21 protein-coding genes are annotated in these 24,958 nt (G+C 70.0%); 12 read left to right on the top strand and 9 right to left on the bottom strand.

The window, feature by feature from the left end; all coding sequences use genetic code 11:
- On the top strand, window positions 1-677 hold a 677-nt coding region (locus D7Y15_RS31720), incomplete at its 5' end, for a SagB family peptide dehydrogenase (protein WP_139918861.1).
- A 16-nt stretch (window positions 678-693) separates the two neighbouring features.
- On the opposite strand, the gene D7Y15_RS31715 is transcribed toward D7Y15_RS31720, so the two are convergent.
- From D7Y15_RS31715 to cysD, 6 genes are all read right to left on the bottom strand, one after another.
- Entirely contained in the window at window positions 694-1,107 is a 414-nt protein-coding gene (locus tag D7Y15_RS31715; protein WP_158620662.1) for a BMA_0021/BMA_0022 family TOMM bacteriocin, read from the bottom strand.
- Window position 1,108: 1 nt separating this feature from the next.
- A complete protein-coding gene (locus tag D7Y15_RS31710; RefSeq protein WP_233605165.1) occupies window positions 1,109-5,200 on the bottom strand; it encodes a TOMM system kinase/cyclase fusion protein in 4,092 nt (1,363 codons plus the stop codon).
- A gap of 8 nt (window positions 5,201-5,208) precedes the next feature.
- Window positions 5,209-6,975, bottom strand: a complete 1,767-nt coding sequence (locus tag D7Y15_RS31705; RefSeq protein WP_121754913.1) for an FHA domain-containing protein — start codon at window positions 6,973-6,975, stop codon at window positions 5,209-5,211.
- A 99-nt stretch (window positions 6,976-7,074) separates the two neighbouring features.
- Window positions 7,075-7,635, bottom strand: a complete 561-nt coding sequence (gene cysC, locus D7Y15_RS31700; protein ID WP_120578876.1) for an adenylyl-sulfate kinase — start codon at window positions 7,633-7,635, stop codon at window positions 7,075-7,077.
- Window positions 7,636-7,645: 10 nt separating this feature from the next.
- On the bottom strand, window positions 7,646-8,911 hold the full coding sequence (locus D7Y15_RS31695) for a sulfate adenylyltransferase subunit 1 (protein ID WP_120578875.1): 1,266 nt from the start codon (window positions 8,909-8,911) through the stop codon (window positions 7,646-7,648).
- Entirely contained in the window at window positions 8,911-9,822 is a 912-nt protein-coding gene (gene cysD, locus D7Y15_RS31690; RefSeq protein WP_167548012.1) for a sulfate adenylyltransferase subunit CysD, read from the bottom strand. The genes D7Y15_RS31695 and cysD overlap by 1 nt, the downstream gene beginning before the upstream one ends.
- Before the next feature lie 229 nt (window positions 9,823-10,051).
- Here cysD and D7Y15_RS31685 point away from each other — a divergent pair, with 229 nt between their 5' ends.
- Window positions 10,052-10,825: a thioesterase II family protein gene (locus tag D7Y15_RS31685; RefSeq protein ID WP_120578873.1), complete on the top strand. Its 774-nt coding sequence runs from the start codon at window positions 10,052-10,054 to the stop codon at window positions 10,823-10,825.
- On the opposite strand, the gene D7Y15_RS31680 is transcribed toward D7Y15_RS31685, so the two are convergent.
- Complete coding sequence (locus D7Y15_RS31680; RefSeq protein WP_120578872.1) at window positions 10,822-11,604, bottom strand: 4'-phosphopantetheinyl transferase superfamily protein; 783 nt, start codon at window positions 11,602-11,604, stop codon at window positions 10,822-10,824. The genes D7Y15_RS31685 and D7Y15_RS31680 overlap by 4 nt on opposite strands.
- 104 nt (window positions 11,605-11,708) lie before the next feature.
- Between D7Y15_RS31680 and D7Y15_RS31675 the strand changes: the two genes are divergently transcribed.
- The 10 genes from D7Y15_RS31675 to uraH all read left to right on the top strand — a co-directional run bounded on the left by D7Y15_RS31675 (window position 11,709) and on the right by uraH (window position 22,155).
- The gene (locus tag D7Y15_RS31675; RefSeq protein WP_121754912.1) at window positions 11,709-12,896 is read left to right on the top strand and encodes a phosphatase domain-containing protein; all 1,188 of its coding nucleotides are present in this window, start codon (window positions 11,709-11,711) and stop codon (window positions 12,894-12,896) included.
- Between the two features lie 194 nt (window positions 12,897-13,090).
- Window positions 13,091-14,344, top strand: coding sequence for a glycosyltransferase family 2 protein (locus tag D7Y15_RS31670; RefSeq protein WP_121754911.1), 1,254 nt, complete (start codon window positions 13,091-13,093; stop codon window positions 14,342-14,344).
- A complete protein-coding gene (locus tag D7Y15_RS31665; protein ID WP_121754910.1) occupies window positions 14,341-15,441 on the top strand; it encodes a hypothetical protein in 1,101 nt (366 codons plus the stop codon). Before D7Y15_RS31670 ends, D7Y15_RS31665 begins: the two co-directional genes overlap by 4 nt.
- 32 nt (window positions 15,442-15,473) lie before the next feature.
- Window positions 15,474-16,601 (top strand): hypothetical protein, encoded by a 1,128-nt coding sequence (locus tag D7Y15_RS31660; RefSeq protein WP_121754909.1) that lies wholly within the window; start codon window positions 15,474-15,476, stop codon window positions 16,599-16,601.
- Window positions 16,598-17,383 carry a hypothetical protein gene (locus tag D7Y15_RS31655; RefSeq protein ID WP_233605164.1) on the top strand — a complete coding sequence of 262 codons (786 nt, stop codon included), beginning with the start codon at window positions 16,598-16,600 and terminating at the stop codon, window positions 17,381-17,383. The genes D7Y15_RS31660 and D7Y15_RS31655 overlap by 4 nt, the downstream gene beginning before the upstream one ends.
- An 89-nt stretch (window positions 17,384-17,472) precedes the next feature.
- Complete coding sequence (locus D7Y15_RS31650) at window positions 17,473-18,915, top strand: FAD/NAD(P)-binding protein (protein ID WP_121754908.1); 1,443 nt, start codon at window positions 17,473-17,475, stop codon at window positions 18,913-18,915.
- On the top strand, window positions 18,912-20,258 hold the full coding sequence (gene allB, locus D7Y15_RS31645) for an allantoinase AllB (RefSeq protein ID WP_121754907.1): 1,347 nt from the start codon (window positions 18,912-18,914) through the stop codon (window positions 20,256-20,258). Before D7Y15_RS31650 ends, allB begins: the two co-directional genes overlap by 4 nt.
- A 27-nt stretch (window positions 20,259-20,285) precedes the next feature.
- Entirely contained in the window at window positions 20,286-21,308 is a 1,023-nt protein-coding gene (alc, locus tag D7Y15_RS31640; protein ID WP_121754906.1) for an allantoicase, read from the top strand.
- Complete coding sequence (gene uraD / locus D7Y15_RS31635; protein WP_121754905.1) at window positions 21,305-21,817, top strand: 2-oxo-4-hydroxy-4-carboxy-5-ureidoimidazoline decarboxylase; 513 nt, start codon at window positions 21,305-21,307, stop codon at window positions 21,815-21,817. Before alc ends, uraD begins: the two co-directional genes overlap by 4 nt.
- The gene (gene uraH, locus D7Y15_RS31630; protein WP_014397447.1) at window positions 21,814-22,155 is read left to right on the top strand and encodes a hydroxyisourate hydrolase; all 342 of its coding nucleotides are present in this window, start codon (window positions 21,814-21,816) and stop codon (window positions 22,153-22,155) included. The genes uraD and uraH overlap by 4 nt, the downstream gene beginning before the upstream one ends.
- Window positions 22,156-22,175: 20 nt before the next feature.
- Here the strand turns inward: uraH and D7Y15_RS31625 are convergent, their stop codons facing one another.
- Both D7Y15_RS31625 and D7Y15_RS31620 read right to left on the bottom strand, forming a co-directional pair.
- On the bottom strand, window positions 22,176-23,807 hold the full coding sequence (locus D7Y15_RS31625; protein ID WP_121754904.1) for a Rieske 2Fe-2S domain-containing protein: 1,632 nt from the start codon (window positions 23,805-23,807) through the stop codon (window positions 22,176-22,178).
- Between the two features lie 248 nt (window positions 23,808-24,055).
- Window positions 24,056-24,958, bottom strand: a 903-nt coding sequence (locus D7Y15_RS31620; RefSeq protein ID WP_233605163.1) for a procyclic acidic repetitive family protein, incomplete at its 5' end; no start/stop codon positions are given.

The following is a 24,958-nucleotide window of genomic DNA, read 5'->3' as shown; positions in this document are numbered from 1 at the left end:
CCCTCAAGCCCACCGTGACCGAGGAGGTCGTGGAGCTGTACCGGCCGGACCTGGAGGCGCTGCGTGCTGGCGGCGACCGCTCCTTCACGGAGGTGCTGGAGGACCGCCGCAGCCTGCGAGGCCGTGGCGCTTCACCGCTCACCGTGAAGCAGCTGGGCGAGCTGCTCTACCGCGCCGCGCGCGTGCGCGAAGTGCGCACCACGCAGGACGGTGAAGTCACCGACCGGCCCTACCCCGGCGCGGGCGCGGCGTACGCGCTGGAGCTCTACCCCATGGTGGGCGAGTGCCAGGGCCTGGCCCCGGGCGCCTACCACTACGACCCGCTGGGCCACCGGCTGGAGAAGCTGAGCGGCCCCACGCCGGAGTTCCACGCGCTGCTGGACGAAGCCCGTGCACCGGTGGAGCCCTTCGATCGGCCGGAGGTGTTGATGGTGGTGGCCGCGCGCGTGCCCCGGCTCGCGTGGAAGTACGAGACGCTGGCGTACTCGCTGGTGCTGCAGGACACGGGAGCGTTGGTGCAGACGCTCTACCTGGTGTCCACCGCGCAGGGACTGCGGCCCTACGCGCTGGGCCGGAGCGATCCGGACTTCTTCCAGCGCGTGGCGGGCGTGGACGGCTTCGGCGAGGCCAGCGTGGGCGCCTTCGCGGTGTCGGGAGGAGACTCTCCGGACCGCTGAGCGCCCCGTGCGCCGTTCAGCAGCAGGGGCTGCCGCAGCAGTGCGAGCGGCCGTAGGTGTCGGTGAGGCTGGAGAGCGCCACGGCGTGGTCCGCCACGTCCGCCGGCTTCTTCGGCAGGTGCAGCTCCACCTCCGCGTTGTTCACCTTCCAGGTGCCGTCCGTCACCGCGTCCTTCGCGGTGGAGGGGACGACCTTCAGGTGGATGCTGGCGGGCAGGTCGAAGTCGAAGCGCTTCTTGAGGGCCTGGCGCGGATCCTTCTGGAGGGCCGCCTCGAACTCGGGCTCCTTCCACGCGAGCGCGACGGCGCGCATCCACACGGCCTGCCAGTCATTCACCGAGGCCTTGGACTCCGGACCCCGCGTGGGCTTGCGCGCCACCGGACGAGCCCGTGCGGGCGCGGCCTTCGACTCCGGCTTCTTCTTGCTCATGTCAGCCTTCTCCTCCCAGCGCATCCAACAGCGCGCGGGCCTCCGAGACGGGCGGGGTTCCCCATCCTTCGGAGAAGGTACTGTAGACCGTTTGCAGGCGTTGCCGGGCTTCTTCCTGTCGCCCGGATGCCTGGAGCACCCGTGCCAGGGCGGTGACGGCCTGCAACTCCCGCATCCGCGCGCCCTGTGCGTGTGACACCTCCGCCGCCTGCCGGAAGCACGTCTCCGCGGAGAGTGCAGTGTTTCCATCCCGCTGCAGCAGCACCCGCCCTTTGACGTGAAGCATCTTGGACTCGTGGTACGCCTCGCCCAGGGCCTGCGCGCGCTGCCGTCCGCGCTCCACGGAGGCGAGCGCTGCCTCCACATGGCCCAGCTCCAGCTCCAGCTCCGCGAGCATGGCGTAGTACGCCGGCTGGTCCATCTCCGTGCCGAACGCCTCGCGAAGCGCGATGCTGCGCCGCATCGCCTCCAGGTCCTTCATGGCCCATGCGCGCAGGATGCCCACGTAGACGGACTGCTCCAGCAGGCCGTAGCGGTGGGACAGCTCCGTGTGCTGGGAGATGAGCTGGAGCGCCTCCGTCCGGTCGCCGTGCTCCTGGGCAATCAACAGCAGGTAGATGAACGACAGGCCAATGCTGGTGCCGTGGTTCAGCTCGAGGCCCCACGCCACCGCGGCCTCGCCGTGCGCCTTCGCCTGGTCCGGGAAGCCCAAAAGCCACTTCCCCCGGCACAGCACGGACTCGCCGCCCACGCGCGTGTCCTGTCCGTAGAGGATGCGGTGCATCCGGTGCGCGACCGGGTCGAACAGCGCCAGGCACCGGTCCGCCTTCGCCTTCGCCTCGCCCAGGCGGCCTTCCAGCAGCTCGATGTTGGAGAGGATGGTGAGCGCCACCGCCTCCTGGCCCGCGTCTCCGGTGCGCTGCGCGAGCGCGACCAACCGGTCCAACAATCCTCGCACCCGGCGCTGGTCACCTCCCAGGTGGTAGAAGATGGAGAGGACCCACAGCGTCGGCGCCGCGTAGGGGCTCTCTCCCACCGTGAAGAGCAGCTCCAGTGAGCGCTCGGCCACGTTGCGCAGGTCCTGCGAGCGCCAGCCCTGCGTGGACATCAGCGCCGGCGCGAGCACACCGTTGAGGCTCAGCTCCAGCTGCGCGCGCTCCACCGGGTCGTCGATGGCGTCCAGCCACGACAGGCCCAGCCGGGCGAAGAGGATGGCCTCCAGGTAGGCGGAGCGCACCAGCGCGGCGAACGCGGCCTTCTGCGCGTAGATGATGGCCTTGCGCTTCAGGTTCGCGGCGGCCCAGTGGTGCGCGAGCAGATCCGGCCGCGACTCCACCTGTTCCTGGAAGTGCGCCTCCATCGCCTCCGCCGTCTTCGCGTGCATCTGCTGGCGGTACCGCTTGAGCATGGAGTCGTAGGCCGCGTCCCGCACCAGCGCGTGCTTGAAGAGGTACACGGGCCCCTTCGGCCGGCGCTTGCGGTGCAGCAGCCCCGAGCCCACCAGCCGCTCCAGGTCCGCCTCCAGCGCGTCGGGCGTCAGCGGGCTCACGTGGCGCAGCAGCTCATGCGTCAGCTCACGGCCCAGCACGGAGGCGATCTGCGCGGTCTCCTTGGCGCGGCCCAGCCGGTCCAGGCGCGCGACGAGCAGATCGCGCAGCGTGCCCGGCACCGCGGGGCCCGCCTTGCTGGCCTCCAGCGCGAAGCGGCCCTCGCGCTCCACCAGCGCGCCGGACTCGCGCAGCGTGCGCACCAACTCCTCCACGAACAGCGGGATGCCGTCCGTGCGCGTGGCGATCTCCTCCAACGCCTCCGGCGAGAGCGGGCCTCCCACGGCGGCGGTGGCCAGCCGCTCCACCTCCCCGCGAGCCAGCGCGCCCAGCTGCACCTGCGTCACCGCCGACGCGGCCCAGGGCGGCTCCAGCTCCGGCCGCGAGCTGAACACGGCGAGCAGGCGCGACGAGGACACCTCCTCCACCAGCGCCTTGAGCAGCTCCAGCGTGGACGGGTCCGCCCAGTGCAGGTCCTCCAGCGCCAGCACCACGGGCTGGCGCTCCGCCATCGCGGCGAGGAACGCGAGCAGCGCGTTGCGCGTGAGCTCCCGGTGCTTCAAGGGCGACACGTCCAGCGGAGCCCAGCGCTCCGGCGGCAGCGGCAGGGACAGCAGCGACGCGAACAGGGGCAGCGTCTCCGGCAGCTCGAAGCTGTAGCCGGACAGTAGCGCCTCCAGGCCCGTCAGCCGGCCCTCCGGCGGCAGGTCGCGGTTCGGGTCCAGCATCCGCGTGAGCAGGTCCACCACGGGGGCATACGCCTGACCGGAGCTGTCCTCCGTGCAGCGGGACTCCAGCCACGTATGGGGCTCCGCGCCCAGCCGGTCTCCCAGCTCGCGCATGAGGCGAGACTTGCCGATGCCCGGCTCACCGGTGATGAGCACCGCCTGCCCCTGCCCCGAGCGCGCCTGCTCCCAGCGCGACAGCACCAGGTCCAGCTCGCGTGAACGGCCCACCAGCGAGAGCGCGTCGTCGGTGCCGCTCCACGTCGCGTCCGCGCCCTGGAGCACGAACGTCTCCAGGCCCGGGGGCAACAGCTCGTTCGGGGACGCGGGCGCGGGGTCCAACGGGAAGTGCTTGCGCACCAACTGCTGCGTGTCACCCGTGACGAGGATGGCGCCCGAAGGCGCGGACGTGGACAGCCGGAAGGCCAGCTTCGGCGTGGTGCCCACCACGAAGCCCAGGCCAGAGAGCGTGGGATCCCGCTGCTCACGCGACACCACCAGGCCCGTGTGCAGGCCCACGCGGATCTCCACCCGCGTGCCGCGCTCGGCCTCGATGGCACGGCCGCGCCGCTTCACCTCCGCCACCATATCCAGCGCCGCCTGCGCCGCTCGCCGCGCGTCGTCCTCCCGCGCCGCCGGATAGCCAAAATAGAAGAGGACGATGTCGCCCAACGCGCTGGCGATGTGGCCGTTGTAGCGCCGGGCGATCTCGATGCAGACCTCCTGCTGGGCGCCCAGCACATGGTCCAGCTCCTCGATGTCCACCGGCCCCGGCGTCGTCTGCGTGGCGGACAGCGTGCAGCACACCACCGTCAGCTGCCGACGCGCACCCTCCGCCCACCGGCGCGAGCGCGTGGACACGGCGTTGGGCGTGCGGCTGGACAGCTCCACCGTCGCCGTCTCCGCGTTGGGGGCCGCGGGCTGGATGCGCACGGGCGAGGGCCGGCGCGGCAGGTTGGACACGTCCACCGCCTCCAGCTGGCGCAGCAGCACCTCCGCGGACACGGTGCGCTGGGACGGGTCCTTCGAGGTGACGCGCTGGAGCAGCTTGCCCAGCGGGTGCGCGGCGATGGCCGGCGGAATGGGCACCGGCTCCGAGGAGAGCTGCTGGAAGATGACCTCCGCGACGGTGGCGCCCTCGAAGATGCGGCGGCCGGTGAGGCACTCCAGGAACACCAGCCCCCACGCGTACAGGTCCGAGCGCGGCGTGGGCGCCTGCCCGCGAAGCTGCTCCGGCGCCGCGTACGACGGCGTGCCCAGCGATTCATTGGTGGACGTGATGCGCGGCTGCGCTTCCGTGCGCGTCAGCTCGTCCGTCACCGACCCGATGCCGAAGTCCAGCACCAGCGCGTTGCGGCGGGCGCCGGTGGGCACGACCATGATGTTCGCGGGCTTCAGGTCGCGGTGCACCACGTTCTGCGCGTGCGCGCACGCCAGCGCGTCCAGCAGCTGGAGCATCAGGTGGCGCGTCTCCACCGGATCCAACACGCCCTCCTCCGCGAGCACCTGCGCCAGGTTCTTCCCTGGCACGAACTCGAAGATGGAGTAGACGGCGCCGCCCTGCGCGCGGCCTGAATCGATGAGCCGCACGATGTTCGGGTGGTGCATCTGCGCGCACAGCTTCATCTCGCGCTCGAAGCGCGCGCTGCGGCGCTCCACGGACTCTGGCGTCGCGCCGTCCGTCAGGCGCAGGAGCTTCACCGCCACGTTCTGGCCGGTGGTCACCTGGCGGGCCTTGTAGACGCGGCCGAAGCCGCCCTCGCCCAGCTCCGAAAGGAGTTCGTACCGGCCCTGGAAGGCTTCCAACAGCTGGGGATCCATTGGGTTCTTCATCGCGTTCCCGAGCCTCGCTCCATTGATGACCGTCCCCCCCGCCTGGGCAGGGTGATGACGAACTCCGTGAACTCACCCGGCACCGACTCCATGCGGAACGTGCCCTGATGGCCCTGCACGATGATGTCATGGCTGAGCGACAGCCCCAGCCCCGTCCCCTGCCCTGGTGGCTTCGTGGTGAAGAAGGGGTCGAAGATTCTTCCCGCACTCTCCACGGGGATGCCCGGCCCGTTGTCGCGCAGCCGGACCTCCACCTGCTCCTGACGCGCGAGGGTGCGAACCTTGAGCACCGGCACGTACGTGGCCCCCTGCGTCTGGCGCTTCTGACGCATGGCGTAGAGCGCGTTGTCCACGACGTTGATGATGACGCGGCCCACGTCCGCGCGACTCAACTCCAGCCGTCCCACGTCCGGGTCGTACTCGGCATCCAGGTGGACGGTCAGCGGTTCGCCGCGCATGCCGCCCTGTCCCAGCGCGATGCTCTCCGCGACCAGCGCGTTCAGCTCCACCAGCTCGCGCGGACCGGGCGAGCGGCGCGCGTGCTGGAGCATGTTCTGGATGAGCGCGTCCGCGCGGCGGCCGTGCTCGTTGATCTTCTGCACGTTGGTGCGCAGGCACGCGAGCGCTTCATCCACGTCGCTCGCGGAGCCCACCGTCAGCCGTTCGCGCTGCGGCTCCAGCACGCTGGCCAGGTCCTCCGTGAGGCCCACGGAGAGGCCGGCGAAGTTGCTGATGAAGTTGAGCGGGTTGCGCAGCTCGTGCGCCATGCCGCCCACCAGCGCCGCGAGCGAGGCCAGCTTCGCGTCCATGATGAGCTGCATGCGCTGCACCGTCTCCTGCTCGATGCGGCGGTAGAGCCTCGCGTTCTCCAGCGCGAGCGCCGCCTGCCCCGCGAACGCGACGAGGAACTCCAGGTCGTCCTCGGAGAAGCTCTTGGGCGTGGAGACGTTGTCCACGTAGAGCACGCCCAGCACCTCGTCGCGGGGCTTGAGCGGCACGCACATGGAGGCGCGGATGGAGCTGAAGATGACGGACTCCGCGGCGCCCAGGCGCGGATCATTCACCGCGTCGGAGAAGAGCGCCGCCACGCTCCTGCGCAACACGAAGTCCACGATGTTCTGGCTGTAGATGGGCCCGCGCACGGCCGTGCCCTCGGCCGTCTTCGTCACGCGCGGCTCCAGCTTCCCCGTGCCCTCGTCCATGAGCAGGATGACGCCCCGCTCCACGTGGAGGATTTGAAACGCCAGGTCCAGCACCCTGCCGGGCAGCGCCTCCAGGTCGTCCGTGACGGACAAGAGCTTCGCCACCTCCTGGAGGATGCGCATCCGCTCGCGGGCGCGCGTGGCCGTGCCGGGGGCCTCCTCCGCGGACTTCTCCGAGCCGGACACCGCCTTCACCAGCGTCTTCAGCGGCACGCGGGTGAGCGCGCGCGTGAGCTGGGGACGGGGTTCGTCGGGCGGGCCCGCGGGTGCGGCCGGTGGTGCTTCGTGGGTCAGCAGGAAGATGAGGTCACCCAGCGTCAGCGTGTCGCCGGGGCGCAGCTCCTTGCGGCGGATCTGCACGCCGTTGACGAACGTGCCGTTCTTGCTCTGCAGGTCGGTGACGAAGAAGCGCCCGTCGGAGGACTCGATGCGGGCGTGCTGGCGCGACAGGCTGCGGTGGGGAATGCAGATGCCCTGGTCGTCCGCGCGGCCAATGGTGATGGGCACGTCCCCCAATGGGTAGGACAGCTCATCCGGTTGCCCAGGGTTGTAGACGAGCATCGGCACGGCTTTCAGACCCCCTCCAGGGTCGCAAGCCTAGCCGAAAAGGACGCGCGCGAACCGCCCCGGCGGATTCAGCCGGAGCGGCGGGCCCTTGCCTTAAGCGGCGCTCGCGGCCGGAGCCAGGAGCCCCCGGTCGCGCAGCGTGTCGAGGATGCGCTCCAGCCCCGCATCCACCGTCTCCGCGTCGGAGCGGACGGTGATTTCCGGGGACTCGGGCGGCTCGTACGGGTCCGACACGCCGGTGAAGTGCGGAATCTCCCCGGCCAGGGCCTTCTTGTAGAGCCCCTTCACGTCGCGGGCGATGAGCGCGTCCAGGCTGGCCTGGACGTAGCACTCCAGGAACGGGATGCCGGCCTGGGTGGCCAGGGCGCGCACCTCGTCCCGGGAGTTCTTGTACGGCGAGATGGCGGCGGTGATGACGCCCACTTCGTGCTTCGCCAGCACGCGCGCCACGTAGCCGATGCGCCGGACGTTCTCCTCGCGGTCCGCGCGGCTGAAGCCCAGGCCGCGGGAGAGGTACGTGCGCACCTCGTCCCCGTCGAGCAGCTCCACGCGCTGCACGGGCGACAGCTGCCGTGCCACCGCGGCGGACAACGTGCTCTTGCCCGCGCCGGACATGCCAGTGAACCAGAGGATGAAGCCCGGACGCTGTTGCATCGCCACTCCCCTACCTGTCCACCGCGGGACCGTTGATCATCCCCGCGCCCACGGTGGCGTTGGTGCCCTCGTCCACGAGGATGAAGCTGCCGGTGCTGCGGTTGCGCCGGTACTCGTCGAAGAAGAGCGGCACCGTCGTGCGCAGCGTCACCCGGCCCACCTCGTTGAGCTTCAGGCCGGGGCTCTGGTCGTCGCGGTGCAGCGTGTTGACGTCCAGCCGGTAGTGCAGCTGCTTCACCATGGCGCGCGCCATGCGGGTGGTGTGCTTGATGGCCAGACGCGAGCCGCTGTTGAGCTGCGTCGAGTCCGACAGCCAGCACACCATCGCGTCGATGTCCTGGCTCGCGGTGGGCGGGTTGCCCGGGCGGCACAGCATGTCGCCGCGGCTGATGTCCAGCTCCTCCTCCAGCGACACGTTCACCGACATGGGCGGGAACGCCTCCGTCAGCGGCTTGCCGGCCAGCTCCAGCGCCTTGATGCGCGTGGTGAAGCCGGACGGCATCACCATCACCTCGTCGCCCGGGCGCATCACGCCGCCCAAGAGCTGCCCGGAGTACGCGCGGTAGTCGTGGAACTTCTTCGCGGACGCGGGCCGGATGACGCCCTGCACGGGGAAGCGCAGGTGGATGAGGTCCCGGTCGGACGCGATGTGCACGTTCTCCAGGTGGTGCAGGAGCGTGGGGCCCTGGTACCAGGACATCTTCTCCGAGCGCGTCACCACGTTGTCCCCGCCCAGCGCGGAGATGGGGATGAACGACAGGTCGGACACGTCCAGCTTCATGGAGAACTGGCGGAACTCCTCCCGGATGCGGTCGAAGACGCCCTGGTCGTAGTCCACCAGGTCCATCTTGTTCACGCACAGCACCAGGTGCGGCACGCGCAGCAGCGACGCGATGAACGCGTGGCGCCGCGTCTGCTCCAGCACGCCCTTGCGCGCGTCCACCAGGATGAGCGCCAGGTCCGCCGTGGACGCACCCGTCACCATGTTGCGCGTGTACTGCAGGTGTCCGGGCGTGTCCGCGATGATGAACTTGCGCTTCGCCGTGGAGAAGTAGCGGTACGCCACGTCGATGGTGATGCCCTGCTCGCGCTCGGCCTTCAGGCCGTCCAGGAGCAGCGCCAGGTTGACGTACTCGTCGCCCCGGGCCTGGCTCGTGCGCTCCACAGCGGCGAGCTGGTCCTCGAGGATGGACTTCGTGTCGTACAACAGCCGCCCGATGAGGGTGCTCTTGCCGTCATCCACGGAGCCCGCGGTCGCGAATCTCAGCAGTTCCACTAGAAGTATCCCTCGCGCTTGCGGTCTTCCATCGCCGTCTCAGAGAACTTGTCGTCCGCGCGGCTGGCGCCACGCTCCGTCACGCGGGAGGCCGTCACCTCATCGATGACCTGCGCCACCGTGGACGCGGTGGACGGCACGCACGCGGTGCACGTCATGTCGCCCACGGTGCGGAAGCGCACCGTCTCCGTCGTCACCGTCTCGCCGGGAATCATGGACATGAAGGGCGACCAGGCCATCAGCATGCCGTCCCGGCGGAACACCTCGCGCCGGTGCGTGTAGTAGATGGACGGCAGCGCCACGTTCTCCCGGCCGATGTACTGCCAGATGTCCAGCTCGGTCCAGTTGGACAGGGGGAACACGCGCAGGTGCTCACCGCGGCGGTGGCGGCCGTTGTAGAGCGACCACAGCTCCGGCCGCTGGTTCTTCGGATCCCACTGGCCGAACTCGTCGCGGAAGGAATAGACGCGCTCCTTCGCGCGGGCCTTCTCCTCGTCGCGCCGGGCTCCGCCGAAGACGGCGTTGAAGCCGTTCTTCTCGATGGCCTCCAGCAGCGGCTGCGTCTGCAGGCGGTTGCGGGACGCGCGAGGACCCTTCTCCTCCGTCAGCTTCCCCGCGTCGATGGCCTCCTGCACGGACGCGACGATGAGCCGCGCGCCCAGTTCCGCCACCCGTTCATCGCGATACTGGATGACCTCCGGGAAGTTGTGCCCCGTGTCCACGTGCATCAGCGGAAACGGCAGCGGTGCGGGCCAGAAGGCCTTGACCGCCAGGTGCAACATCACCGCGGAGTCCTTCCCACCGGAGAAGAGCAGCACCGGCCGGTCCAGCTCCGCCGCGACTTCCCGGATGATGAAGATGGACTCGGCTTCCAGCGCCTCAAGATGTGAAAGCTCGTAGCTCACGGTCAGGCAAGCTACCACAACCCTTCCCACGCCCAACCGTGGCCGTGAAGGTTTCCGCTTCCGCGAGTGTGAGACACGCCGGATGCGACATGCCGGAGGGGGCGATGAAACATGGCCGGAGGACCTGCTGGGATGGATGTTTCACGGCCCCACTCCGGGTGCGTGCCCGGGGCCCCCACGCGGTGTGCGGGAGGCGGTTTCCGTGAGGGGGGCGCATGGTATAGACGGCCGCGCCATGGCAAGCGCAACCCCTCCCGTCCTCGACCGTTGGTTCCCGTCCCGCAAGCCGCTCCCGGAGCCGCGCCTGCGCCTGTTCTGCCTGCCGTTCGCCGGCGGGAGCGCGGCCATCTACCAGTCCTGGGGCATGGCGCTGCCCACGGGCGTGGAGCTGTGCGCGGTGCAGCTGCCCGGGCGCGAGCGGCGCCTGATGGAGCCCGCGCTCAAGTCCATGCCGGAGCTGATGGACGTGCTGATGCCGGCGCTGACGCCGCTGATGGACCGGCCCTTCGCGCTGTTCGGCTACAGCATGGGGGCGCGCATCGGCCTGGAGGTGGCCCGGACGCTGAAGCGCCAGGGCGGCCCGAAGCCGCTGGGCTTCATCGCCGCGGCGGCGCCCCCGCCGTCGCACAACGACCGGGAGCCCATCCACACGCTGGATGATGCGGGGTTCATCGCGAAGCTGCGCGAGTACGACGGCACGCCGGAGGAGGTCCTCCAGCACAAGGAGCTGCTGGAGCTCATCCTCCCCACGCTGCGAGCGGACTTCGCGCTGGCCTGGTCGGAGAACGGCAAGGACACGGCCCCGTTGGACATCCCGCTGTCCGTGTACGCGGGCAAGGGGGACAAGCACGTGGGCCTGGACATGATGGAGCACTGGCGCGCGGAGTCCACCGCCGACGTGCGCCTCCGCCACTTCGAGGGAGGCCACTTCTTCATCCGCACGCACGGGCCGCCGGTGCTGGCGGCCGTGCGCGAGGACCTGACGCGCTGGATGACGACGCAGGGTTAGGCCGTCTTGATGACCGGGGCCATGTCCCCGGCCAGCGGCACGGTGTGCTGCCAGCGCACCGTGAGCGCCCCGCTCCGGGGCCTGCGGAAGGCCAACGCCGCCTGGTGCCGGGCGGACGGCTTGTGCTGCATGAACTGCCACACGTCCGGCAGGTCGTTCATCCGCGGGTCGAAGCTGATGCCGGGCATCTGTCCCGGCACCAGATCGAAGCCGAACTGATCCAACGGCAAGGAAAGGCCCGCGCCGCGCGCCTTGATGTAGGCCTCCTTCAGGGTCCAGTACTCGAAGAAGCGCTCACGCTGGCGCTCCTTGGGCAGCGAGCGCAGGGCCTGCACCTCCGTCTTCGCGAAGTAGTGGTCGGCGATCTCCACCGTCTCGCCGGGCCGCTCCGCGTCTTCGATGTCCGCGCCCAGGTCCACGTCCCGGCCCACCGCGACCAGGGCCATGCCATCCGTGTGGCTCAGGTTGAAGCGCAGCCACTGGCCCTCGGGACCCACGATGGCGGGACGGCCGTACTCGTTGGGGACGAAGCGCCAGGCCTCCGGCGCGACGGGCGCGTAGCGCGACAGGGTCAGCCGCACCAGCGCGTGGGACACCAGGTACTGCCGCTGGTGCCGCTCGAAGTGGAAGCGCCGCTGCCGCTCGCGCTCGCTGGGGTCCAACAGGGCCTTGTAGGCCTCCAGGAGGCGCGGGTCGTCGATGCGCTCGGGTTCGACGATCCACACGTGGACCTCGTCGGGGCGCAGGTCGAGGGGCGTGGAAGAGAGGGACACCGTCATGTCGTGCAGGCAATCAGGAACCGCCGCGCCTGTCACGGGGGCTGGTCCGGCCGCTCGGCGGGCGCGTAGGCTTCACCGCCCTACGCTGAGGGGGAGAGACACGCATGGACCTGACCACCGCGACGACGAAGCTCCAGGCGCTGCGCCGGGACATGACGGGCCACACGGACCGGAACGACGAGCGCCGCATCCTGGACCTGCTGGAGGGCGCCACCAGCGAGGAGCTGAACTTCCTCCTGTCCAACGTGGACCTGGTGCGCCTGCTGTCGGACCTGGATGACCGGCTGGTGGGCCCGGACAACCACACGGCGCTCCTGGACCTGCTGTGCACGCGCCGCGCGGCGGAGCTGTCCCTGCCGGTGCGCGCGTCGCTGGCCACCGCGCTCCAGAAGGGCGCCACGCCCGCGCAGGCGGAAGCGCGGCTGCGCGACCTGTTCCTGGGACTGAAGGGCCGCGAGCTGACCGGGTTCAAGAACCTGCTGGAGGCGGGCGGCGAGTACCACGACCTGCACAAGCTGGTGTTCGACGACGTGGACGACATGGTGGTGCGCACCGAACTGCTCGCCCACTTCCAGCGCGAGGCGCAGGCCTTTCCCAGCGGCGAGAACAAGGTCCTGAGCGACATCGACGACACGTTCTTCGCCAACTGGGTGGACCAGCGCTACCCGCCGAAGACGGTGTACCCGGGCGTGCTCGCGTTCTACCAGGAGCTGGACCGGGGGCCGGGCATCATCCCGGGCCGCGCGGGCGACCTCGTCTTCGTGAGTGCGCGCCCGCAGGATCCGCTGGGCCTCATCGAGAACGCGACGCTGGACTCGCTGAGCAAGCGCGGCGTGCCGCTGGCGGTGATGCTCTCCGGCAGCTTCTTCTACCTCGTGGGCAACACGCGCATCGCGCAGAAGAAGTTCGAGAACTTCGAACAGTACGCGCGCCTCTTCCCCGAGTACGGCTTCGTCTTCGTGGGCGACAGCGGCCAGGGCGACGTGGAGTTCGGCGCCCGCATGCGCGAGTCCCTGCCCCAGGCGGTGCGCGCCGTGTTCATCCACGACGTGGTGGCGACGCCGCCGGAGCAGCGGGACGCCTGGCGCGCGAAGCACGTCTTCTTCTTCGACACGTACGTGGGCGCGGCGGTGGACGCGTTCCACGCAGGCGTCATCTCCCGCGACGGCGTGGACCGCATCGCCGCCGCCGCGACCGAATCACTGGCGGCCATCGCATTCCCCTCCCCGGCCCTGCGTCAGGCACGGGAGGCGGAGCTGGAGCGCGATCTGGCCCTGTTGCGGACGTTTTGAGCCCGCGCTGAAGGCCCGCGCCGCACGGTTTCCATCACCGGGCAGCCCACCGGTCCCGGACAGTTGGCGGGACGTACGAGGCACCCCAACCTTCCGGGCGCTTCACAGGGGTGAAGCGGCCGTCTGGGGACGGAAGGAAGGGCTCCGGGAGGTTCCCGGGGCCCTTCCGGGGCGTGAGGGGGCGCGCGGGACCGATGGAACTGTTTCCCATCCATTTGCTGTTCATCGTCGTCTTGATGAACCGCTACATCCTCGGCCCCTTCCTGCGGCGGCTGAAGGGGCGACGGTTCGAACGGGTGGACGACTCCTACCGTCCGAAGGTCGCCATCGTCGTTCCCCTGTTCAACGAAGGCCAGGGCATCTTCCACACCGTCCGGGCCCTGCTGGACCAGGACTATCCCAGCGAGCTCACCGAGATCATCGTCGTGGATGACTGCTCGCGCGACGACAGCGTCGCGTGGGCCACCAAGGCCGCGGAGGGCCACCCCAACGTCCGGGTGATGCGCAACCCGGAGAACATGGGCAAGCGCAAGGGCATCAACCGGGGCGTCCGCGCCGCGGTGGACGCGGAGATCATCGTCTCCGTGGACTCAGACGTGGTGGTGGAGAAGAGCGCCGTGCGCCAGCTCATCCGCCGCTTCGTGCACCCGAATGTCGCCGCGGTGGGCGGGCGCACCTTCGTCATCAACCGTCACCAGAACTGGCTGACGCGGATGATCGAAATCAAGTTCCACTTCGCCCAGAAGTGGCTGAAGGACCTGGAGCGCTCGTTCCGTCAGGTGATGTGCCTGTCCGGTTGCCTGACGGCGTATCGCCGTTCCGTGCTGCTGGAGCTGGAGCCCATCCTGGAGGCGCGCGCCATCGCGGGCATCCCCATCAAGTACGGCGAGGACCGCTTCCTCACGCGGCAGATCGTCAAGCACGACTACGAGACGGTCTACACGCTGGACGCGTACTGCTTCACCGCCGCGCCCTCCACGCTCGCGGGCTACTTCAGCCAGCAACTGCGCTGGCGGCGCTCCAACCTGGTGGACCTCATCTGCGGCCTGTCGCACGCGTGGCGGCTGCACCCGGTCATCACCGTGCACTACGTATCGCAGCTGGCGCTGCTGCTGGCGTACCCGGTGGTCATCGTCCACAACCTGCTCAACGGCGAGTTCTGGGACATCCTCGCGTTCCACTTCCTGGTGATTGGCCTGTTGGGCTTCATCTACCGGATGGAGACGCGCTACCTGCCGGAGGACCGGCGCGTGCACCCCGCGAGCTTCCTGCCCATGGCGCTGCTCATGCCGGTGACGTACGCGCTCTTCACGCCGCTGGCGCTGCTGACGCTCGACTCCGGGAGCTGGGAGACGCGCGGCAGTCCCACGACGGCGCCGGCGCCCTCCCCCGTTCCCGCCCCCGCGAAGCTCACGTCCAACTCCGCAGGCGAAGGAACCCCGTCATGAACCAGCAGGTCGCCAACCGGCTCAACTCCATCGCGGTGACCGCCTACAAGTTCATGGGCTCGGTGCTGCTGGCGCTGATCCTCCTGGGCCTGATGTCGTTCCTCGTGGTGCAGGGCTTCTTCCTGGCGAGCAACAGCTGGGCGGCGCCCACCATCCTGTCTCCCACCGACCCCAACGTGCTGGCGCTCAACGCGCAGGCGGCGCAGCAGGAGTCGGAGCGGGACGGGTTGATGGCCCGAAGGCGAGAGGCGTCGGACCGGCTCCTGGAGGCCGAGCGGACCGTGGCCGCGGAGCGGTCCTTCCAGCAGCGCTTCGTGGTGGCGCTCAAGGGGGAGAAGCGCTCCCGCGACCGGCTGGCGAGGCGGCTGTCCGCGCTGCGCCAGGAGTACCTGCGCACGGGTGAGGAGATCGCCGAGTCCAACCGCGCGTTCAGCGGCCTGTCCCGCACGCGGACGAACGCGCTCTACGGCGCGAAGCTGATGGAGCGGGAGGACGTGCTCACCGCCAACCACCACCTGGCGCAGATGGCGCAGAGCAACCTGTCCCTGGCGCAGGAGACGGTGGACCTGGACATGCGCCTGGACACGCTCCGGCGCGAGAGTGAGGGGCTCACCGCCGCGGAGAACGGCCTGGGCCGCGACACCGCCTCCGAAGGCCTGACGACGGACACGCTGCTGCTGGAGCGTGAATACACGCAGTCGGTGCTGGCGCTGGCCCGCGCGGACGCGCAGCGCAAGAGCCTGGAGGCGGACGTGCGCGCGCTGGACGACCGCATCCGCCGCTTCGACCACCTGCTCCAGGTGGTGCATGGCTCGCCGTACCTGAAGGCGGTGGAGCAGAACCTCAACGTGGCCTTCGTGCCCTACGAGAACCTGCCCAACGCCCGGGCCGGCACCCCGCTCTACACCTGCGCGCTCAAGATCTTCTGGTGCCGCGAGGTGGGCGTCGTGGGGCCCGTGCTGGAGGGTGAGATCTCCCAGCAGCACCCCATCCGCCAGTACCACTTGCGGGGCGTGATGGTGGAACTCCAGCTTCGGGATGCGCCAAGCGCGCGCGAGCCGCTGCTTCACCTGGGCCATCCCCCGTTGATGCTGTGAACCCCGTCGTGAAATCGGAAAGGAAGCGGAGGATGCGGACGAGCCTCGCGAGGGGAGCCCTGCTGGGGCTCGGGTTGTGGGCGGGCGTGGCGCCGGCGGAAGAAGCGGGGACGGTGCGGGCCCAGGGAGACCTCGCGAAGGGCTATTGCGAACGCGTGCGCGGCACCGCGAAGGCGGAGGCCGTGCTGGAGCTGGCGCCGGAGGTGTTCGCCAGTGTGGGCGCGGTGAACGCGGGCGACGCCACGGGAGGCTCGGACGACTTTCCCCTGGGCTCTCCCAAGCTGCGCGTCACCGCGGGGCTGGGCTACGACTTCGTGGGCCTCTACCGGGGCCACACGCTGCGCTCGCGCGCGGAGGCCGAGTGTCGCCGCTATCAGGCGCTCGCCGCGCTCCAGAGCGCCGTGGATCAGGGCTCGCGGCTGGGGGAAGCGGCGGCGCTGGACGCACGCTCCCGGGCCCTGGCCACCTCCCTGCCCCGCGCGGAGGAGCTGGTGGCCCATCTGCGCGACGACCTGCGCGACGGCGGCGCGACGCTGGAGGAGCTCAACGCGGTGCAGGTGCGGTTGGATCATCTGCGCTCGCTCGCGCGCGACACCGCCCAGGCCCGCGAGCGGCTGGCGCTCGAACCCGCGGTGCCGGAAGGGCAGACCCTGGGCGCGCTGATCAGCGCCTTCGAGGCCGCGGATGATCAAGTCGAGGTCCTGTCCGGCGGCCTGCGCACGGCGGGCGCGTGGCGCCTGAGCGTGCGCGGCGGCTACGACGAGGTCTTCGACGTGGACCAGAGCACGCCCCTCTTCGGCCAGCTCACGCTGGGCTACAACCTGGGCCAGCTGTGGCAGGGCCGGGCCAACGCCCAGGCTCGCGAGGGCCGCCGCCTGGAGTCGCGCGACGCGGTGGATGGAGCGCCCCGGCGGGTGCGCCAGCTCCTGGGCGAATTGCGCATCACCGAGCGCAGCGAGCAGCAGCGCCTGGGCGAGGTGTCCGCGCTGGTGTCCGACCTGCAGGGCCAGCTGCGCGAGGTGGAGCAGTTGCAGACGCGGCAGGTGCGCCGCTTCCGGGACTACCTGCTGCTGGAGCTGGCGCGACTGCAGGCGGAGCAGGCCTACCTGGGCGCGCATCTGAAGACCCTCCGCACGCTTCTGGGGGAAACGGGCCCATGAGCGACGCAAGGCAACGGCGGTGGGTGGCGCTCGGGACGTCGGGCGTGTTGATGCTGTGGGCGGGCGCACTGCTCCTGAGCCACGGCGCCTGCAACAGCGCGAGGAAGCCCATGGAATCCCCCGCATCCTCCAGCACGCGCGCGCTGCGCACCGACCCTCCGGCCACGAAGAACGGACTGGCCCCCGTCACGCGGGGGCAGCTGCACGTCACCGAAGGCCAGGTCGAGAACCTCCAGGAGGAAGAGGAACAGGATGGGACGCAGTTCGCCATCGAGGGGCCGCGCCAGCGCGCGGTCGTTCCGGAAACGACGGGGGACGAGGCGGAGCTGCGCTTCACGTGGTTGGGCGCCACCAGCGAGGTGGTTCCGCTGGCGTCGGGCCAGCAGCGCGAACAGGCGGGCCTCAAGCTGCGCGCGCGGGACGGCTGCAACGTCATCTACGCCATGTGGCGCATCGCGCCCTCCGCGGGCATCGTGGTCCAGTTCAAATCCAACCCTGACGACCACGAGAGCCGCGAGTGCGGCAACGCGGGCTACACCACCGTGCGGCCGCGCTTCATGGAGCCGTTGGATCGGCTGTCCCCCGGTGAGTCCCACGTGCTGCGCGCCCGCATCGACGCGAACGTGCTGACCGTGTACGCGGACGGTGTGCGCGTCTGGGAGGGATTGCTGCCCCCCGACGCGCTCGGCCTGGAAGGCCCCGCCGGGATGCGCACGGACAACGCGCGCGTGCGCTTCGAGCTGCTCGTGCCCCAGGCGGCCGGCCCCACCTCGCACCTCTGAGGCGGTCGTCCGGAACCCGCCCGTCGGGGCGAATGGCTGGGGGGCCCCCCTTGCATGGAAGATCCGGGCGTGGGTTGCTTGAGGCACCGATGCCCGACCGCGATCCGCTGGCCTCGACGTATCGTCCACCGCAGGGCCTGGAGGCGTTGGAAGACGCCCTCCGCCGCGACCTGGACATCCTGTCCTACCCTGCCCGCGGCTGGGTGCCGCCGCGCTCCACTCCGGACGGCCGTCCCATCCTGGACGTGCTCGTCGTGGGCGGAGGCCAGAGCGGGCTGGGGGCCGCGTTCGGGCTGATGCGCGAGCGCGTGACGAACGTGCTCGTGCTGGACGACGGCAGGGACGGCTTCCACGGGCCCTGGAAGACGTTCGCGCGGATGATCACCCTGCGCACGCCCAAGTACCTCACCGGTGCGGACTACAACATCCCCAACCTCTCCTTCCGCGCCTGGTACGAAGCGCAGCACGGCGCGGAGGGCTTCCAGCAGGTGGCCCTCATCCCGAAGGAGCTGTGGGCGGACTACCTCCTCTGGTACCGGCGCGTGCTGGGCATCCCGGTGAAGTGCGGCACCAAGGCGGGCGCGCTGCGCTGGCGCGCGGACCTGGACTGCTTCGAGGTCCCCGCCGCGCACAACAACGAGGCGGAGTTCCTCCTCGCGCGCAAGGTGGTGCTGGCCACCGGCATCGACGGCTCCGGCCGCTGGGAGGCGCCGCCAGAGGTGCAGCCGCTGCCGCGCGCGCTGTGGGCACACACGCATGACCCCATCGACTTCGCCGCGCTGAAGGGCAAGCGCGTGGGAGTGCTGGGCGCGGGGGCCTCCGCGTTCGACAACGCCTCCGTGGCGCTGGAGATGGGCGTGGGCCAGGTGGACCTGTTCTACCGCCGCAAGAAGCTGCCCAACGTGAACCCCTACCGCTGGGCGGAGTTCGCGGGCTTCCTGCGCCACCACGGCGACCTGCCGGACGCGCAGCGCTGGCGCTTCATCCGGCAGATCATCGACATGGGCCAGCTGCCGCCGCGCGACACCTTCGAGCGCGCCCGCCGCCACCCGCACTTCCACCTGCACGCGGAGAGTCCCTGGGTGGAGGTGAAGGCGCAGGACGGCATGGCCGTGGTGCGCACGCCGCACGCGACGCACGCGTTCGACTTCCTCATCATCGCGTCCGGCTTCACCACGGACCTGTCGCTGCGGCCGGAGCTGGCGGAGCTGCACCCGCACATCGCGCTGTGGAAGGACCGCTTCACGCCGCCGGAGAACGAACGGAACGCGGACCTGCTGCGCCACCCGTACCTGGGCCCCTCCTTCGAGTTCCAGGAGAAGCAGCCCGGCACCGCGCCATGGCTGGGCGGCGTGTTCAACTACACCTTCGGGTGCCTGCTCTCGTTGGGCTTCGGCGGCGCCAGCATCTCCGGCATGAAGTACAGCCTGCCCCGCCTGGTGGGCGGCATCACGAAACAGCTCTACCTGGATGACAGCGAGCGCCACTTCCGCGCGCTCGCGGACTACGCGACGACGGAGTTCGAGACGTGAGTGCATCTGTAACCGTGTTTCGCAGCGAGCGCGTGGTGACGCCCGAGGGCACGCGCGCCGCGGCGGTGGTGGTGCGCGACGGGCGCATCGAAGGCATCCACGCGACGGTGGACGTGCCGAAGGACGCGCAGGTGGTGGACCTGGGCCGGGACGCGCTGTTGCCCGGCATCGTGGACAGCCACGCGCACATCAACGAGCCCGGCCGCACGGACTGGGAGGGCTTCGCCACGGCGACGGCGGCGGCGGCGGCGGGCGGCATCACCACCGTGGTGGACATGCCGCTCAACTCCATCCCCGCGACCACGTCCCTGGCCGCGCTGCGCACCAAGGCGGAGGCCGCCTCCGGCCAGTGCGCCATCGACTACGGCCTGTGGGGCGGCGTCATCCCCGGCAACGCCCACGAGCTCCAGGCGATGGTCGAAGCGGGCGCGCCGGGCTTCAAGTGCTTCCTCGTGCACTCGGGCGTGGATGAGTTCCCCGCCGCCACGCGCGAGGTGCTGGACGCGGCCATGCCCATCCTCGCGAAGGCGGGCGTGCCGCTGCTGGTCCACGCGGAGCTGACGGACCATGAACCGCCCTTCGCGGGCGACGTGCGCGCGTATGCCAGCTACCTCGCGTCCCGTCCGGCCGCGTGGGAGGTGGACGCCATCCGGATGATGATCGACCTGTGCCGCAAGCACCGCGGCCCCGTGCACATCGTCCACCTGTCCGCGGCGGACGCGCTGGACGACATCGCGAAGGCGAAGGCGGAAGGGCTGCCCTTCACGGTGGAGACGTGCCCGCACTACCTCACCTTCACCTCGGAGGAGATTGAGGCCGGCGCCACCCACTTCAAGTGCGCCCCGCCCATCCGAGAGGCGGCCAACCGCGAGCGGCTGTGGGCCGCGGTGAAGAGCGGCCTCATCGACCTGGTGGTGTCGGACCACTCGCCCTGCACGCCCGCGCTCAAGAAGCTGGAGGCCGGAGACTTCTCCGGCGCGTGGGGCGGCATCGCCGGCTTGCAGCTCAGCGTGTCCGCGGTGTGGACGGGCATGCGCGCGCGCGGCCTGGGCCTGGACGCGCTGGTGGAGCGCATGGCGCACCGCACCGCGAAGCTGGCCGGATTGTCGGGGCGCAAAGGAGCCATCCAGCCCGGGCTGGACGCGGACTTCGTCGTCTTCGCCCCGGAGGCGCGCTTCAAGGTGGCGCCCGAGGACATCCGCCACCGGCACCGGCTGACGCCCTACGCCGGACGCGAGCTGGAAGGCCGGGTGATGAGGACATACCTGCGCGGCCAGCGTATCTTCGACGCCACCGAGGGACTGACGGGCCCGCGCATCGGCCAATGGCTGCCGCGCGGCTAGCCCCGACGGTCCGGGAGAGGAATGCCGATGCAAGCCGAAGCACCCGGGGCGATGCACGTCGCCTTCGCTGACTTGATTGATCTCGCCGCACGCAAGGTGGGCGGCAAGGCCCTGCTGGCCAACGACGAGTTCTTCGCGCCCAAGGAGTCGATGTTGGAGGCCGGGCGCGGCGTCTTCATCGCGGACAAGTTCACGGAGCGCGGCAAGTGGATGGACGGCTGGGAGACGCGCCGCAAGCGCGTGCCCGGCTATGACTGGTGCATCGTGAAGCTGGGCCTGCCCGGCGCCATCCACGGCATCGACGTGGACACCAACCACTTCCTCGGCAACTTCCCCGAGTACGCCTCGCTGGAGGCGTGCGAGGTGGACGGAGACCCGTCGGCGGAGTCGCTGGCGGAGGACGTGTCGCGCTGGACGGAGCTGGTCCCCAAGCAGCGCCTGCGCGGCGGTTCGCGCAACCTCTTCCCGGTGGCGAACGAGCGGCGCTTCACGCACGTGCGCCTCAACATCTACCCGGACGGCGGCGTCGCTCGCCTGCGCGTGCACGGACAGGTGCTGCCGGACTGGCACGCCCTCAAGAAGGCCGGGCTGGTGGACCTGGCGGCGGCGGCCAACGGCGGCTCCGTCGTCACGTGCAACGATCAGTTCTTCGGCACGAAGGACAACCTCATCTTCCCGGGCCGCGCGGCGAACATGGGCGAGGGCTGGGAGACGCGCCGCAAGCGCGTGCCGGGCTTCGACTGGATCGTCGTGAAGCTGGCCACGGCGGGCACGCTGCGCCGCGCGGAGGTGGACACCCACTACTTCAAAGGGAACTTCCCGGACCGCTGCTCGCTGGAGGGCATCCACCTGGAGGAGCCGCTGCTGGACTTCGCCAACGCGACGCACCTCCAGTGGAAGGAGCTGTTGCCCCAGTCGAAGCTCCAGGCGGACCACTGCCACGTCTTCGAGAAGGAGCTGAAGGACGTGGGCCCCATCACCCACGTGCGCCTCAACATCTTCCCGGACGGCGGCGTCAGCCGGCTGCGCCTCTTCGGGGAGCCGGCGTGACGACGCCGCTGGAGCGCCTGAACACCGCCACGACGGAGGAGGCCACCGAGGCCTTCACCCGCTGCTGCGGCAGCACGAAGTGGGTCCAGCGGATGCTGGCCGTCCGCCCATTCCGCGACGCGGAGCACGTGTACGCGGAGGCCGTGGACGCCTGGGCGCGCACGGGGCCGGAGGACTGGAGGGAGGCCTTCACGCACCACCCGCGCATCGGCGACGTGTCGAAGCTGCGGGAGAAGTTCGCCTCCACCGCGCAGTGGTCGTCACAGGAGCAGAAGGGCGTGGCCGGCGCGGATGAAGGCGTCCTGCAGGCACTGTCCCAGGGCAACCGCGACTACGAGTCCCGCTACGGCTTCATCTTCCTCGTCTGCGCCACGGGCAAGAGCGCGGCGCAGATGCTGGAGTTGCTCCAGGACCGCATGCACCACACCCCGGACGAAGAGCTGAAGATCGCGGCTGGGGAGCAGGCGAAGATCACCCGCATCCGACTGGAGAAGCTCCTCGCGTCATGAGCACCCTCAGCACGCATGTCCTGGACACGAGCACGGGCCGTCCCGCGGAGGGGCTCTCCCTCACGTTGGAGGCCCGCTCGGGCGAAGACTTCCGGGAGCTGTCCCGGGGCGTCACCAACGCGGATGGACGGGTGAAGGACCTGTCGGGCGCGAACACGAAGCTTCAGCCCGGCGTGTACCGCCTCACCTTCGACACCGGGGCCTGGTTCCAGGCCCGGGGGCAGCGGGGCTTCTACCCGTACGTGCAGGTCGTGTTCGAGGTCACCGCGACCGACGAGCACTACCACGTCCCGCTGCTCCTGAGCCCCTTCGGCTTCTCCACCTATCGGGGAAGCTGAAGGCCGGGGTAGCTGAAGCGTCAGACGCGCGGCGGTTCGACGGGCGCCTTGTCCACGGCGGGCGCCTTGTCGCCGCCGCGCTCCACCTTCTCCGGCTTGTCCGCGACAGGCTCCGCGCAGAGCGAGGAGTTGTTGGACTTGCACGCGCCGCCGTTCTGCAGGTCGAACTGCCAGCGGTGGCGCGGGCACACCACGTAGCGGCCCTCCTCCACCCAGCCTTCCGCCAGGTCCGCGCCCTGGTGCGGGCAGAAGCGCTGGATGGTGAAGCGCTTGCCGCCGGCCTCCACCACGGTGCGCTCCTTCTGGGCCTCCGTGGCGCGGATGCCGTCGCAGAACTCGCGGATGTCCTCCACCTCCACGCCCAGGAAGCCGTGCAGCACGGGCTCGTAGACGTCCGGGTTGCGGGACAGCCGCAGGCGGAAGGACAAGAGGAAGTCCTCCCAGTTCAGCTTCCGGTCCAACACGCGCACGATGTCGCTCGCGCTCACCTTCATCGCGTAGCGGCTCTTGTCGCGCATCTCCGTCACTTCATCCACGCGGCGACCCTTGAAGTCCACGCGCAGCAGCCGCGTGGGCGCCTCCGTCAGCTCCACGTAGAACGGCATGCCCACGCGGTCGTGCAGATCCAACAGGTCCAGCTTGCGCTGCAGCTCCACGCGCAGGCGGGCGTGGATTTCATCCACCTCCTCGCGCATCAGGTTGCGGCGGCGCTCGCGGAAGACGTAGGCCATGTCCTTCGCGTACGTGTGGAGGTACTCCTTGAAGTTCTCCGTCGTCACGCGCTCCGGCACCTGGGACACGAACTCCAGCGAGCCCGCGTCCAGCACGTCCCCGGGCATGGGCTCCAGGTAGCGCGTGGGCAGCGTGGGCATGCGCTTCTCCAGGTAGGAGAAGAGCACGGACGCGCGCGGGAAGATGTTCACGTCCTGGAAGTTCAGGTTGAAGAGCGCCGGGTCCAGGAAGGCCGCCGGGCCCGCCGCCGCGATGTACGCGCGGGGCTGCACCACTTCCAACGCGCGCGCCACCGCCTCGAACTTGCTGTCGCGCTTCTTCAGGCTGATGGCCGAGTACGTCTCCTGCGGGTACTCGTAGCAGGTGGGGTGCCAGATGGCGCCGGAGAACTGGGCGGAGAAGACGTCGATGGGCCCCTCCTCCGCGATGACGCGCACCAGGCGGTCGTGCATCTTGCAGTCGTTGATGTTGAGGAAGCACTGCCCGTCGCCGCGCACCATCACGCTGGAGTCGCGGTTGGTGCCCTGTTCCGACACGAAGAGCTTGATGTAGCCGCCCTTGATGGGAATCTCGCGCGAGTCCTCGCACGCGATGACGCGCTTGCAGCCGTACTTCTCGAAGATGTCCCGCAGCTCCGAGCGGCGGAACTTGGGCACCAGCACGGTGAAGTCCCGCTTCGCGATGGTGGCCAGGAACTCCGGGTCGAAGTGATCCTTGTGCTCGTGGCTGATGTAGAGGAAGCGCTCCTTGCCCGGCGTCTCCAGCAGCTCCTTCACGCGCGGCGCCAGGTGGTGGTTGCGCGGCAGCTGCATCCACGCGGAGTCGAAGGCCCCCTGGGGCGTCAGCCACGGGTCCATGACGACGAGCGCTCCAGCGGTCTCCACCGCGAAGCCCGCATGACCCAGGAAGGTGATCCGCATGAACGTCGTCCCTCGTGTGGAAGGCCCGGCCGGGAAGACCGCGCCCTGGAGTGGCTGTGTGCGCGCGGCCCATGGCCCCGGCGTCAGCTAGGCTGCGAAGCTAGGGCGTCTCTTTCCAGCGGCACCCCGGCGCGCCCCTCCTGTCGGAAAGCCCACGCACGTCCCGTCAGGCCGCGAACAAAAAAAGAGGGAGGCCCACGTGGGCCCCCCTCTCTTGCTGCATTCAGGACGTGCGGCGTGCGGACTGACTAGGGCTGGATTTCCCGGACGCTCATCCACTTGAAGTCCACGTCCGAGGCGTTGTCCCAGCGGAACGTGGCGATGGGGCCGCCCCAGGTAATCGGCATGGCGCCCACGGAGCCGCCGCAGTGCTGGGCATCCCCGCCCCAGCCGCCGTCGTCGGTCATGTCGTAGACCTTGGTCCAGGTGACCTTGTCGGCGTTGTCGTTGAGGTACAGCTCCAGCTTCACCGCTTCCGCGCCGTTCGCACCCGGCACGTTGTGCATCACGGCCTTGAAGCCCACCCAGCGGCCCTTCAGCGCGGAGGCGGCCGGCTTGTACGGCGCCTGGTCGTAGGACACGTGCCAGGTCTCCTTCTCCCAGCGCACGCGGCCGTCGTAGTGCAGACCGCCCTTGTAGCTGCTGCCCTCGCAGCCGGAGTTGTTGTCGTTGTGCTTCCCGCCGCGCGCGTACCAGGCGAAGTTGTCCTGGTTGTTGTTCACCGCGTTGACCTTCACGAAGCCGGTCATCTCGATGTTCTTCCAATCGTTCGGCGCCTGCATGTAGCCGCGGCTCGCCAGCACGTCGCGGTCATACGTGGCGATCTGCTTCGCGTCGTAGCCCGAGGCCGGGAAGGCGCTCATGCGCACCTTCGTGCTCTTCATCTTCCAGGAGCCGTCCGCGTTGCGCGTGATGGTGCCCTGCGGATCGAAGCGCTTGTCCGCGGTGGCATCCTCCGCGAGCGCCCAGGACTCACCGCCCGGCAGTGAGGGGTACAGCATCGTCACGCCGAAGCCATCCACGCCCGACGGAGCAGGAGCTGGTGTGTCCTCCGGCGGTGCGGTGGGCGTGGGCGCCGTGGGGTCCTGCGGGGCCTCCGTCTCCGAGGGGACGGGCTCCGGAGTGCCCTCCGGCTCGGGGGCCGGCGTGGG

Origin of the sequence: Corallococcus sp. AB030 (genome assembly GCF_003668965.1) — a bacterium.
GTDB classification, from domain to species: Bacteria; Myxococcota; Myxococcia; order Myxococcales; family Myxococcaceae; genus Corallococcus; species Corallococcus exiguus.
This window is presented reverse-complemented; position numbering and strand designations above follow the sequence as displayed.

Coding starts and splice junctions, on each gene's coding strand:
- D7Y15_RS31715 (WP_158620662.1), bottom strand. CDS start 1,107: ATGAGCAAGAAGAAGCCGGAGTCGAAGGCCGCGCCCGCACGGGCTCGT.
- D7Y15_RS31710 (WP_233605165.1), bottom strand. CDS start 5,200: ATGGATCCCCAGCTGTTGGAAGCCTTCCAGGGCCGGTACGAACTCCTT.
- D7Y15_RS31705 (WP_121754913.1), bottom strand. CDS start 6,975: ATGCTCGTCTACAACCCTGGGCAACCGGATGAGCTGTCCTACCCATTG.
- cysC (WP_120578876.1), bottom strand. CDS start 7,635: ATGCAACAGCGTCCGGGCTTCATCCTCTGGTTCACTGGCATGTCCGGC.
- D7Y15_RS31685 (WP_120578873.1), top strand. CDS start 10,052: ATGGCAAGCGCAACCCCTCCCGTCCTCGACCGTTGGTTCCCGTCCCGC.
- D7Y15_RS31680 (WP_120578872.1), bottom strand. CDS start 11,604: ATGACGGTGTCCCTCTCTTCCACGCCCCTCGACCTGCGCCCCGACGAG.
- D7Y15_RS31675 (WP_121754912.1), top strand. CDS start 11,709: ATGGACCTGACCACCGCGACGACGAAGCTCCAGGCGCTGCGCCGGGAC.
- D7Y15_RS31670 (WP_121754911.1), top strand. CDS start 13,091: ATGGAACTGTTTCCCATCCATTTGCTGTTCATCGTCGTCTTGATGAAC.
- D7Y15_RS31665 (WP_121754910.1), top strand. CDS start 14,341: ATGAACCAGCAGGTCGCCAACCGGCTCAACTCCATCGCGGTGACCGCC.
- D7Y15_RS31660 (WP_121754909.1), top strand. CDS start 15,474: ATGCGGACGAGCCTCGCGAGGGGAGCCCTGCTGGGGCTCGGGTTGTGG.
- D7Y15_RS31655 (WP_233605164.1), top strand. CDS start 16,598: ATGAGCGACGCAAGGCAACGGCGGTGGGTGGCGCTCGGGACGTCGGGC.
- D7Y15_RS31650 (WP_121754908.1), top strand. CDS start 17,473: ATGCCCGACCGCGATCCGCTGGCCTCGACGTATCGTCCACCGCAGGGC.
- alc (WP_121754906.1), top strand. CDS start 20,286: ATGCAAGCCGAAGCACCCGGGGCGATGCACGTCGCCTTCGCTGACTTG.
- uraH (WP_014397447.1), top strand. CDS start 21,814: ATGAGCACCCTCAGCACGCATGTCCTGGACACGAGCACGGGCCGTCCC.
- D7Y15_RS31625 (WP_121754904.1), bottom strand. CDS start 23,807: ATGCGGATCACCTTCCTGGGTCATGCGGGCTTCGCGGTGGAGACCGCT.